At 40.5% G+C, this 12,667-nt stretch carries 8 protein-coding genes; 7 read left to right on the top strand and 1 reads right to left on the bottom strand.

Translation table 11 applies throughout. From position 1 onward, the window contains the following. Both V7L05_RS10130 and V7L05_RS10135 read left to right on the top strand, forming a co-directional pair. Positions 1 to 2,634 (top strand): hybrid sensor histidine kinase/response regulator (locus V7L05_RS10130; protein ID WP_335164037.1); only part of this gene is annotated, 2,634 nt, incomplete at its 5' end. Positions 2,635 to 2,951: 317 nt separating this feature from the next. After that, positions 2,952 to 3,167 carry a hypothetical protein gene (locus V7L05_RS10135; RefSeq protein WP_335164038.1) on the top strand — a complete coding sequence of 72 codons (216 nt, stop codon included), beginning with the start codon at positions 2,952 to 2,954 and terminating at the stop codon, positions 3,165 to 3,167. Between the two features lie 56 nt (positions 3,168 to 3,223). Here the strand turns inward: V7L05_RS10135 and V7L05_RS10140 are convergent, their stop codons facing one another. Continuing rightward, the gene (locus V7L05_RS10140; RefSeq protein WP_442937850.1) at positions 3,224 to 8,899 is read right to left on the bottom strand and encodes an Ig-like domain-containing protein; all 5,676 of its coding nucleotides are present in this window, start codon (positions 8,897 to 8,899) and stop codon (positions 3,224 to 3,226) included. A gap of 1,234 nt (positions 8,900 to 10,133) precedes the next feature. Here V7L05_RS10140 and V7L05_RS10145 point away from each other — a divergent pair. From V7L05_RS10145 to V7L05_RS10165, 5 genes are read left to right on the top strand one after another with little or no spacing between them, the layout of a single operon-like run. Further along, entirely contained in the window at positions 10,134 to 10,370 is a 237-nt protein-coding gene (locus tag V7L05_RS10145; protein WP_335164040.1) for a hypothetical protein, read from the top strand. Between the two features lie 3 nt (positions 10,371 to 10,373). Then, positions 10,374 to 11,153: a hypothetical protein gene (locus tag V7L05_RS10150; protein ID WP_335164041.1), complete on the top strand. Its 780-nt coding sequence runs from the start codon at positions 10,374 to 10,376 to the stop codon at positions 11,151 to 11,153. An 8-nt stretch (positions 11,154 to 11,161) separates the two neighbouring features. Continuing rightward, complete coding sequence (locus V7L05_RS10155) at positions 11,162 to 11,425, top strand: type II toxin-antitoxin system VapC family toxin (RefSeq protein WP_335164042.1); 264 nt, start codon at positions 11,162 to 11,164, stop codon at positions 11,423 to 11,425. A gap of 36 nt (positions 11,426 to 11,461) precedes the next feature. After that, the gene (locus V7L05_RS10160; RefSeq protein WP_335164043.1) at positions 11,462 to 11,833 is read left to right on the top strand and encodes a four helix bundle protein; all 372 of its coding nucleotides are present in this window, start codon (positions 11,462 to 11,464) and stop codon (positions 11,831 to 11,833) included. 31 nt (positions 11,834 to 11,864) lie between these two features. Beyond that, the gene (locus tag V7L05_RS10165) at positions 11,865 to 12,656 is read left to right on the top strand and encodes a hypothetical protein (protein WP_335164044.1); all 792 of its coding nucleotides are present in this window, start codon (positions 11,865 to 11,867) and stop codon (positions 12,654 to 12,656) included. The last annotated feature ends 11 nt before the right edge of the window (positions 12,657 to 12,667 follow it).

Consider the following 12,667-nt stretch of genomic DNA (forward strand, 5'->3'; position numbering starts at 1 on the left):
GATGAAAATCCGCAACTGCTGTTTGAAGATGCAGCTAGAGATGACTCCACCTATATTCAGATGGAAACCACAGATCAGACTGTGGATGAACTAGCAGCTAGAGAAACTTCTCATATCAGTTTTGGGGAAACTTCAGATTTAGTATCACCCCAAGTAGAGCCAAGTGATTTGTTCGGCTCTTTCGATGAAAACACCGATGAGAATTCACAACTGCTGTTTGAAACGGTTATTCAGGAAGATGTAGAAACCCATTTGTGGGAGCTAGGAGAGACATCTGAAGTTGCACCAGTATCAGAGGGAGAAAATGCTATTATTGCCCCGACTGAAGAATTGGCAACCATAGAAACCATTGAAGAAGATGAATTTGCAGACTTGGCAGCATTACTAGGAGAGGAAGTAGCACCCATCCCCAAAGCGAAGGAGATACCAGAAGTAGATTTTGCTGCCCTGGAAGAATTGCTAGGTACAGATAACGATGAGGCAGATGTTATATCTAGCGATGTCTACGACGGGCTACGCCAACGCCAGCCCCTCAACACTCAACCAGTCTTGGCTAAAAATGCCATTCCATCACCAGCTACAGATGAATTTGGTGACTTGGAGAAGTTGCTGGCAGAAGCAGATCAAACAATATCCCATGCCCCAGTAGTAAAATCTAACGCCAGCAAAATTATACGCCCCTCTACTCGTCGGGCTGCCAGATTTGAAGAATCGATGAAGGTTCCAGTTAAGCAACTGGACGATATGAGTAATTTAGTTGGGGAGATGGTGGTAAATCGCAATACCTTAGAGCAAGATAATGAACGGCTGCGGCAGTCACTAGATAATTTGCTGATTCAGGTACAACAACTCTCGGATGTGGGCGCCAGGATGCAGGAGTTGTATGAGCGATCGCTACTGGAAGCTTCTCTGTTAGCCGGACGCAAAAAGAAAGACACCGGCATTCAAGGGCCTGATTCACATACCGACATGGGTTTTAGTGAGCTAGAAATGGATCGCTTTACTCCTTTCCATACACTGTCCCAGCAGATGATTGAGCGCATTGTCCGCATCCGGGAATCATCTAGTGATATTGATTTTGTTACCGAAGAAACCGAGCGAGTAGCAAGACAATTCCGCCAAGTAACCACCCAGTTACAAGAGGGATTAACAAGAGCGCGAATGGTGCCTTTTGCTCAAACTATCGATCGCTGGCGGCGAGGAGTGCGTGACAATGCCATCAAGTGTGGTAAACAAATAGAGTTGGTGATCGAAGGTGGTGATACCTTAATTGACAAGATGATTTTGGATCATCTGACCGATCCGCTAACTCATATGCTGAATAATGCGATCGCTCACGGTATTGAAACGCCAGAAGAGAGGCAAGCTGCTGGTAAACCACCCGTGGGAATTATTACTATCCGTGCCTTCTACCAAGGCAACCAAACTATCCTTTCTGTTGGGGATGATGGTGCAGGTATCGATTCAGCAAGGATTAAAGCTAAGGCGGTAAAGATTGGCATGATTACAGAAGCGCAGGCAAAAGCCATGTCTCGCCTAGAAGTCTACGATCTCCTATTCCAGTCTGGTTTTACAATTAAAGACCAAGCAGATGAAATTTCTGGTCGTGGCGTGGGTATGGACGTAGTGCGCTCCGAAATTAGCGAAATTCGGGGGACAGTCACCACCGATTCGACAATCGGTAAGGGAACCACCTTCACAATTCGTCTGCCACTGACTCTGAGTATTTGTAAAGCTCTCTGCTGCGTCTCGGATCGATCTAGAATTGCTTTCCCGATGGACGGTGTAGAAGATACGCTGGATATACCAGTCAAAAATATTCAGCACGATGCTAATGGGCAATCATTTATTTCCTGGCGCGATACGGTGCTGCCATTCCGACCCCTGAGGGAACTTTTAACCTTCAATCGCCAAATCAGTCGCGGCAATGTCTATGGCGGCACCAGAGATGATGATATGGTTTCTGTGGTTGTGGTGCGATCGGCAAATACCATGATTGCTCTCCAGATTGACCTGGTGTTAAGCGAACAAGAAATTGTAATTAAGCAATTTGAAGGCCCAGCGCCTAAACCCATTGGTGTAGCTGGTGCTACAGTCCTGGGTGATGGTCGGATTATGCCTATTGCTGACGTGCTGGAAATAATTGACATCTTCCAGGGACGGATTTCGACACAACTTGGTGGCAGTTCTTGGCAACAGAAAGCTACTCCCCCAGACACCTCTGTTGCGAAGATTGACCCGACAGTGCTGATCGTCGATGACTCAATTACAGTTCGAGAATTGCTATCCCTGACGTTTAACAAAGCAGGTTATCGGGTAGAACAGGCGCGTGACGGCCAGGAAGCTTGGGACAAACTCCGCTCCGGTCTGCCTTGCGATATCGTATTTTGCGACATTGAAATGCCCCGTTGCGATGGTCTGGAGTTACTATCTCGCATTCAGAAAGACCCAAACCTCAACCACCTACCGATCGCTATGCTCACCTCACGGGGTGCAGACAAGCACAGACAAATTGCCGCTCAACTCGGTGCTAGTGGCTACTTTACCAAGCCCTATCTCGAAGAAGCTCTACTTGAAGCTGCGGCGCGGATGTTGAAAGGGGAAAAACTTCTTAGCACTACAAGTAATGTTTAAGCTGAAAAACATCTAAAAAAGCATAACCGAATTAAACATAACTCTTGTGGGGTGGGCAACATGGGATTAGTGTCAACTTAAGCCAAAACCCTTTTAAAACCTCGTTTCCAGCTTTTTGCTGGAAATGCAGTTACTGGTGGCTCTGCCGCAAGTTACGGAGGCGGAGCCTCAATGAGGGGCATTCCCAGTCGGAGACTTCTTTTCGAGATAATGAGATAATCTGCTAAAAGCTGGTTCTAGGCTGGCTTTCACGTTAAGTTGACACCAATGGGCAGAGCCTGGGAACGAGGCAAGGCAAGACTTTTATCTGAATAAGCTTGGCAGCAGAGGTTTTCCGTCAGGACTTGAAACAAAGTTTCGAGTTTCCAACGTTTGCGATCGAGTTGGGCTATCAAAAGCGCATCTATAACCTAACGCTTTTTCTAAAAGCCTACGAACCATTACGGAAACTGGACTTTCTTTTAGAAATCGCTCAAACACCTGCCCTAGCAACATTTCTATTCTCCACCCAACAGAGTTTCACCTATGCATGAGCAAACTACAAATCAAGCCATTACACAACACCTTGAAAGGGCTAGTCCTAAAATCCTCAGGAATGCTCCTCCAATATCAGTGTAGACTCAGCAGTACGCCCAAATTCTTCTGGTGCATATTGCAAGTGAACTTGGGCACCAGGCCAAGAAAATGTCCCAGGAGTCACAGAACGGACTAAGTAATGCAGACTATAAACTCCTGGTTCCAGGTGGTCAGCATAGGCGATAATGCGATCGCGGTACACATTCTTAAACCCAAGTTCCCAGTTATCGGCTTTTGCTTGTAATGCAGCTGTGGTAGTTTGAAAACTTGTATCCACCGCTTCAAAACCTGATGGTAGCGGATCTTTAATCACCAGATGATCCACAGCATGATCAGCGATGATTTCTAAACCAATATCAAACACCTGTCCAGAGGCTAAAGTCAAGGGTTTATCGAAAGCGTAAAGACCTGTTTTTTGTAAAACTTTCTCTTTATTTACTTGACTAATTTCTCGTGTTATGCGTAAGCCGTTAAATCTGCCTGATTGATTTCCTTGCAAACGATAATTATAAGCAACCAGATAGTGCAAAGTGCCATTACCTGATTTTTGCAGCGTTAAATCATTACGACCACGAGGTAATTTATTCATCGGCACATTTAGCTGTAAACTAGGATTTTGATAGCCTTCAAAGCGATTTTCTCCTAACTTATTACCAGCTAATTGCACTGTGGCAACAAAATTAGGTGGCGTGGGTTGCAGTTGGCTATATTCTACCAAAGCTGTTAAGGCTTGGGCATTATTATAGTTAGTTTGCCATGTGCCATCCCGTCGTAATGCCAGAAGACTTTGGAATAACTTATCTATAACTTCGGGTTTACTCTGCTTGGCAATAAATAATCGTAAAGCTTCCGCCTGCGTCGCGGTAGATGAACTCATCCATCCCCAACTATCTGGTAAACTTACAACTGCTGTGCGACCAGTTTCATAGATATTCTGTTGCAGCTGGTTCACCAGTTGTTGAGATTCGTTTTGCCATTCTGGGAATTGAGATAAGTATCGCGCTAGTTTAATTTGAGTTACGACATCAAAGTTATTGCGTTGTCCATAAATATCTGCGAGAAAAGTATTGCGTTTTTCCCCAATTTGTGCAAGTGCGATTAAAGCATTAAGTTGCAGTTGCCTTTTACATAATTGCTGTTTGCAAAAATCGTATTCTCCAGGATTCGCCAGAACTGTTTGCAAATAAGCTTTCAGGCGAGACAGCATTGCAGAATCGACTAAATTAGGGAATACCTGACTGGCTTTAGCCAAAGATTCACCCGTGTATGAAGAAACCCAAGGGTCGGATTTTTCTTGTCCGGGGAAAGTAGTAAAACCACCATCTGCTATTTGGAGTTTTTGTAACTTTTCAATTGCTTTACTTGCCTGTTGGGTGGGATTAAATTCTGCAAATGCCTGTCCATATTTTTGGGCAATAGTTTGCAGATTAGCAGCAATTATTAACTGACTTGCAGCAGGTTCAGTAAACGGCAAATCATCATCTTCTAAAACCTGCTTTGCTGGTGCTTGAATCTCCGTTATCAAAGTACTCGCCAACTGAATATCTAAACCTCCCACATCTGGGAAGGTATTTTTATCAACATTCAGGGGAATCTTCACCTGTTTTTCAGTGACGCCAGTTTCAACGACTTGTTCTGTAATTTCAATTGGCTTAATTTCCAAAGGTACTTCAAAAGCATCTGCGGCTGTATTTAGCTGAGTGGTAAAGCGAACTTTAGCAATTCCCACACTATCTGCCACCATTGGAAAGCGATAAGCATGAGTTGCAGATTCAGCTTTGGTTTGCAAAGCAGTAGTTGTGGGGTTTTTCTCAGCAAACTTCACAGTACCGCTAAGTTCGCCATTAATTGAGAGATTTCCTGTATTTCCAGTGTTGTTAGTTACGGATAAGCCAGCGAGGATGCGATCGCCTGGACGGGCAAACTGTGGCAAGATGGCATTAGTTAGCAGTGGCTTTGTGGTGATAAACGTCGCGTCCCCATTCCCGAAACGCAGATTCCCATCGGTGGCGACAGCCATCACTCGCCATGTAGTTAAGTCATCCGGGAGTTTAAAGGTTATCTTTGCATGACCATTTGCATCGGTGAGGACAGAACCGTTGTAGTAAGCTAAGGCTTTAAAATCAGTCCGAGTGCGAGTATTTGCTGCACCAGTTGAGAAACCACCGCCATAACCCCAACCTTTGGGTTTAGCTACATCTTGTGGTTGTAATATTACATCCGCGCGATTATCGTTAAAGCGGGTAGATATTAGCTGTTCTGCATAAACTGTATCTACTAAATCTGGCGGACGATAACCAGAAAGTTGTAACACCGCCTCATTTACCACCATGACTGTGAATTGTCCTTTGGTGGGGTTTCCTTGATTGTCCTTCAATTCCAGTTGTACTGTTTCCTCTGCACCAGGTTCTAATGATGCTTGCACCGGCTTAACTTGCAGTTTTAAATACTTATCTTCTAAGTTAACTTTAAAAGGCGTAAAACCAATCTTCACCAAATTATCTAAACTTCCCGCTTCCACTTGGTTTATGGGTTTACCTTGTCTGACTAACACAGCTTCGATGGCTGCATTTGGCAGCATTTCTGGCGTAACTTTAAACTGAATTTGTGGTGCGCCTCCCTGAACTTTGATAATTTGCTGATAAAGGGGTTTGTCTTTAATCACAGCAAAGTATAATTCTGCATCTGGATAGGGAGATTGAATTAGTGCAGTAGCGGTTTCACCCGCTTTAAACTCTTTTTTATCTAATTTAACTTCTAAGACATCTTTTTCTCCCGAACCCCAAAATACTGAATTTCCTCCAGTTGCCCAAATTTGTAAATCTGTGGCACTTAATTCGGTTTTCGCATCACTAAAATTAACTCTAATCCGATATGAAGCAGATTCCGGTGCTGTCAAATTTACCGATTGCGGATTGCTAGCAGATGTAATTTCTGCTTGTCCGACTGTTTTATATTCAACTTGATTTTTTGGGGTTCGGCTACCTTCCACCAACTGCGTAACGCTGCTGTATTTAATCTGTTGTAATTCCAGGCGCACCCGTTGACCTGTTATCGGTTTTCCTGTAGGATCAGTAACAATCACTTCAATAGGAAAAGCCTTACCAGCATCAGCGATAAAATTGCTTTTTAACCCGATGAGGCGATTACTCGGTAAGGCTGTAAAAGTTTTGAAATTAGCTACAGATAGATTAGAAACATCTGCAACTTGCACATCTACCCGGTAAGTCATCGAATATGGTAAATCATTAGCCACATTCACCGTTTGACTACTTTTACCATTAGCATCTAGCTGGGCATTAGTTTGCAAGACATCACTAGATATAGTCGGAGTTTCCTCCGGCCATAACCATTGTCTACCAAAAGCAAATTCCTCCCAACCTTTAGGAATAAAATTAGCCTGCTGACGAGTAATAAAGTATTTTGCTTCTCCACCTTCTACAGGCGCACCAAATAAATAATTACTTGTAGCATTAATATCCACTTTCTCGTCAATGAGAGCAAATTCTTTCTCTAAGTTGAGTTCGACTTTAAAATTGGGTGGCTTAAACTCAGCAACCCGAAATTCTCCAGAAATTTCTTGCCCGTTCTTTCCCTTCGCCTGGATTGTATAGTAGCCTAAACGCTGAGTAGTTTTAATTGGCAGTTCCAGAGAAAATGTGCCAAATTCATTTGTAGTTTGCGTACCTAAGTTGGTCTTTTGACCATCAGGATTTACCAAAGTTAATTGGTAAACAGAATTTTTATCTTGCTGGATTGCACCATTTCGTAAGAAGTCGGCGAAACCAGTCAACCAAGCTTTTTCTCCTGGTTGATACAACTGTCTATCTGAAAAAATTACCCCGCGTGATTCTGGCTTACTATCTTGCCAACCTGCATCAATACCATATCCATAAACGCCGCTATATTCTTCAGTTCTGGCAAACGCCCAATCTTGATTTTCATGGGCAATTACTAATAATTGTGGTGATTTACTAGAACTTTCATTTCCAGAATAACATTGCGGTAATCCTTCACGAACAATTCTAAAAATTCCATTGTCATCAGTTTTACCTGTTGCACAAGGTACTGGTTCCGGGCGAGATTTCGCCTGTAATTTTGATTGATAAATTTCCACAGCAGCCGCTTTCACTGGCGAACCATCTGTAAGATGATTGACGCGAATTAAGCCTGATTCAGGAAACCACTGGGTAAATACGCCCAAATTCGTCAATTCAACTAAACCGTAAGTTGTCGGTTCTCGCCACAGTTCCTTACCATTCTCCTGATATTTATTAGTGCGGGCTTGCACTCCATAAGCTAACATTCCCGTAGCAGCACTTATTTTTTCTCGGAGAGGAACCGCAATGTCAACTGATTGATTTTTCTTACCCGATACCTGAAAGCTTTGCCAATCAGAAGGTTGTGGTAATAAATCAATACTATTATTAAAATAAACTAAATCTATCGGTTTAACTACTCGATAAGCTGCTTTGTATTTAGATTCTGGCAGATTTCCCACACTAATATTTAGCTGTAAATCTTTACCTGTGGGAAAAATATTCAAATCTGATGGTACCCAGATATCCCCAGCTAAATCTCCAGTATCATATTTAACTGTGACAGGTTTACCCAAAGTTTGTCCAAACTTATCTTTGAGATTAGCACCGATAGTAATTGTATAACTTTTGGCAGGTTCTAGCGCATAAGGATTAATCCCAATAATTTTATCTTCATCATTTATTTGAATAATTCTCGAAATCTCTTTTGGTGCTGGATTAATGGTAATATTTTCTTTAGCTGAATCTGGCATTAAGACATTATTAAATTCTAGCTGCGGACTGCCTTTAAGAAATCTTCCAAATGTTCCCCCCGAATCTGGCTGTCCGTAAAAGTTAATTTTCTGAAATGCCAAAGGCGAATAAGTTGCTAACTTAGTGGCAAATTCTTTTTCTGTAGGTAGATTGCCATAAGCCGGACGTATTCCGGGAGAAAATACCAGGCGATAACGGGTTGATTTTTCGAGATTTTGCTGTGGGATGAGGTTATAAATCCAATTCCGTGCCGAAGGGTCAAATTTTTCTAAAGGGTCTTCTTCATTTTTTAATGGTTTTTCTTCTTTGTTGAATTCGACTTTAAAACCTATACCTTTATTTTTCCCTTCGGGAATTAATTGTAAATGTTCTTGTACAGAAGTTAAATCCAATTCTACATTTGAGGTAAATTGCAACTTCTGTTGTAAATCAATTGGTTCAACATCAGCCTTCTCAACGGGATTCACACCAGGGAGATTAGTCAGGTTGATAGATTCAGTATTGAAAGTCCAAGGTAAATCTTTGTCTAGGCGATGATTTTTTAAATCGGCTAAACCTGCCTTGATAGTAACTTGAAATCTTGTCGCTATTGGCAAGGCTTTATCAGCTTCAAAACCCACCATACGCGGTGTTAAAAAGCGAAATTGTCCGGGTAAAGGCGGCGAAATGGCAAATCTTTGTAATATTTTTTGCTGTTCTGGACTGTCAAGACTTTCAACTGGAATTAAAGCTTCTTTGAAACGGATGCGGATTTGGTTAAGAGATTTCGCATCCCCAATGGGACTAATTTGTTCAATCCAGTCTGGTAGTTTCGGCGGTGTGAGTGAGGAAACTGTTGGTAGTTGTTCTTTAGCTGAGTTGATACCAAAAAAATTACACCCTGCCATTCCTAGCATAAATGTAAAGAGAAGAATAAACTGTATTTTTCTCTTGCGCCTTGAGGAATGCCTAATTTTTTTTAACAAACCGCCAAGGATGTGTTCGCGCAGCGTCTCGTTGGCGCAGCCTCTCGTAGAGAAGAGAAGGACGCGATAGAGAATTTTATGGTAGTAACGGAGTAAAACTCTGATAATCATATTTTTAGTAATTCATAAAAATTCGTAAATTATAGTTATAGTGAACAAAACTTTGCATTACTTTATTAAGTGGGCAATACCAAGACTAATAAAGTACGCCAGATGACTAGTTATTTGTACGCAAGCTTTGGATTTAGCTATGTTTATTTACATTGATAACTAACTCAGTGTGATTGTTCCAAAAAATAACTACAATTCTTAACTACAAAGAAGTATTTACAGCATTTTGCATCTAAATGAAGTACATCCTTTACCCCCCTTATAAAGGCTACGGTGTACACACAATTCTTGAAATCCCACCTAAAACTTGGTTTAGTTGCCCTAGTACAGCAAGGCGGAAATAAGCAGACCATTAAAAGCTACGAAAATTTGATTGATCCCAAGACTTAAAAATGGTATGTGTATTTACGCCGCACAGTACTAGCTCTAAAAATTAGCGGCATAAATGGAGTCTCCAGTTGCCCAAAATTTGGGTATTTATGGGGCTGGAAGGGTTGGAACCCTTGCGGCCTATACTTGTGTGTACACCGTAGCTTTACTAAGGAGAGGGAAAGATTTACCCTTGGGTAATCTTGGGTGAGGTTTTGATTTGTGGGTTGTAGAGTCAATTTGGATAAGGTTTTCCGACTTGTGTGTACACGGTAGCGCTCGTAGGGAATGGGCTGTTCTTGTTAGGTCTGTATTGGACTCAACCCAGAAGCACTATAGTCTTAGCATTACGCTTCATCTGTAGAATTATCCAGGTTTTGTAAATTTTTAGACAATATTTTTATTAGTCCAGTAATTACACTGAACAAAAGATCGCATAAGTCAATTAAATTTAATTTGTATCTTTGTATAAAGATACTACTTCTAGAAATATCTCATTAGAGATTAATTAATTGTTTTTAATTTAGAGGTATAGAACAATTTAAACGCAGCAGATTTTTATCTGACTAGCGGCAATTTATCATGCTTTCAAAATTTTGGAAATACTGCAAAGTGTAAGCTTCGTGGTCAGAGTTTACTGTGCGGTTTTTGCTAAAAATACACAAATTGTAAAAATTTTATATTTATGTCTGTATTACAAGTGCAAGAGTCTATCTTGAATTCACTCCAAAATCTGAAAAGCCTTGATGCACTCAAAAAATTCTTTTGGAGTCAATTGAACTATGAACGAGTAAATAAAGAACTTTCTCATAGAAAATTGACTGATGTAGTTGCTAACGAACTTAGAGATGCTCCCTTATTATTAGCCTCTGGTGGCGCTAATAATGCTTTTCACATTATTTATGCACATTTGCAATTATAAGAGTTGTCAAGACAAAGTGAAAGAACAGTTGTGGAGGCTCTTTTGAAAGAACATCCTTATGCACTATTTGTATTTTCTAATAAATTGCGATCGCAGTGGCACTTTATTAATGTTAAATATGATAACACCCTTGAAAAACGAAAGCTATTCCGGCGCATTACCGTTGGAGAAGGCGAACAATTACGCACAGCCACAGAAAGAATCAGCCTGTTAGATTTAGAAAAATATTCTAATGCTTCAGTCTTAGAAATTCAGACACTTCATGATGAAGCATTTGATGTTGAAGCTGTCACCCAGGAATTTTTTAGAGAGTATCGTAAAACTTTTGAGAAAGTTGAAGAATTAATTGACTGGAAGACAGAGAAGGAACGTAAACGGTTATTCACCCAAAAGTTATTTAACCGTCTAATGTTTATTGGATTTATCCAGAAAAAAGGTTGGCTAAAATTCCAAGGAAGTATAGATTATCTATCAGCGTTGTGGGAAGCTTATTTAAATATACTCGGAATGCTTCATGAATTATTAGATTTGCGTCAATGTTTATTTGCTAACAAAGGTCTAGATGCTAATACTGTCTATCAGCGCAAACTAGATATTATTGAAAATAATCTTTACGGTGTAGATATTGACATTTTTGCAGTCAATATTGTCAGATTACGGTTATGGCTATCGCTGGCTGTAGAGTATGAGGGGGATAATCCGCCACCACTACCGAACCTAAAATATAAAATTGAAGTAGGAGATAGTTTGATTGCTCCAAGTCCTGCAACAACGGGAGTTTAGTTCTTCCTTTGAGAAACAATGATACCTTTTTACTGAATGCTTACGAAGAACTGCTGTTATCGGAAAATATGCAACTACTTCCTATCAATCAATCTGTGCTAAGACAAGCTGCAAGGCTTCGGGCTACTACCAATCTTAAAACACCCGATGCTATTCATGCAGCTACAGCCTTATCTGTTAATTGCAACCAATTTATAACCAATGATAAAGGCTTTCGTAATGTCCCAGGCTTACCAGTTATTATCCTCAGCGAAATCTTAAATAATTCATAGTTCATAATTCATAATTCATAATTTAAGAGTGTGAGTGTGAGTAATAATAACTTTGTTTCAATAGATGAGAGAACGAAACAATTTGCAATTAGGATTATTAAAGCTTCTTGCTTTCTCGATGAAAAAGCTGAAGTTTGCCGGACTTTAAGTAAACAATTGTTAAGGAGTGGAACTTCGGTAGGTGCTAATGTTCGAGAAGCTCAAAGCGCTGAATCTAATGCTGATTTTATTCATAAGTTACAGATTAGCTTAAAAGAGTGTAGAGAAACTCAATATTGGCTAGAAATATTAATTGAATCACAAATGGTACATACAACAAAGTTTAGCTCCTTGCTACAAGAAGCTAATGAAATTGGCAAAATATTAGTCGTTTCCATCAATAAGCTAAAGCAAAAACCCAAATCATGAATTATGAATTATGAATTATGAATTATGAATTATGAATGATATTATAGATAACCGCAACCAAAAATTAGTAGACCAAATCAACTGCATTCTCGACTCATCAGCAGCAGCCCATTTTGCAGTAGGTTACTTTTTCCTTTCTGGGTTCACCGCCATTGCAGAACGCCTCACAAACATTAAAGAACTACGCTTATTAATTGGTAATACCAGCAACCGCGAAACCGTGGAACAAATCGCCCAAGGATATCGGCGACTAGAATTAATTGCAGATAAAGTTGAAGCTCAAAAATATCCCAAACGCAGTGAAGAAAAACGGATGGCGAACGATACAGCAGCCAATATCCGTTCTAGTATAGAACTAATGGATCAGACAGATGAAGCTGAAACACTGGTAAAAAATCTAGTGCAGATGATTGAAGAAAAACGGCTTCATGTCCGAGTTTACACCAAGGGAACTTTACACGCCAAAGCCTATATTTTTGACTACGGTACTATCTATGATGGCAAAGGTAGAGTCTTAGAACGTGCAGAAAAAGGTATTGCTATTGTTGGCTCATCAGATTATAACCAAGCTGAAGAACAAGATTTGATAGATGTATTACGTCAGGTGTCTGGTAAATATGACTTGGCGGATTTTAATGGACAGAGATTACAACAGCATATTGAGCATGATATTAACATACTCAAAAAAATTCAGGCGTTAGTTGAACCAATTGCACCTGATAAAGATGCCAAATTACAGACTCTGACTTTTCCCGTTAAGTCTCAAAAAGCTTGCTCAGATAGGATTGTGGAAAAAGCACAGCATACAAGGTACAGTAATTGAAATTCGGTATT

It is taken from the genome of Nostoc sp., assembly GCF_036917755.1.
Lineage (GTDB): Bacteria > Cyanobacteriota > Cyanobacteriia > Cyanobacteriales > Nostocaceae > Nostoc.

Coding starts and splice junctions, on each gene's coding strand:
- V7L05_RS10165 (WP_335164044.1), top strand. CDS start 11,865: ATGAATGATATTATAGATAACCGCAACCAAAAATTAGTAGACCAAATC.
- V7L05_RS10145 (WP_335164040.1), top strand. CDS start 10,134: ATGTCTGTATTACAAGTGCAAGAGTCTATCTTGAATTCACTCCAAAAT.
- V7L05_RS10140 (WP_442937850.1), bottom strand. CDS start 8,899: ATGCTAGGAATGGCAGGGTGTAATTTTTTTGGTATCAACTCAGCTAAA.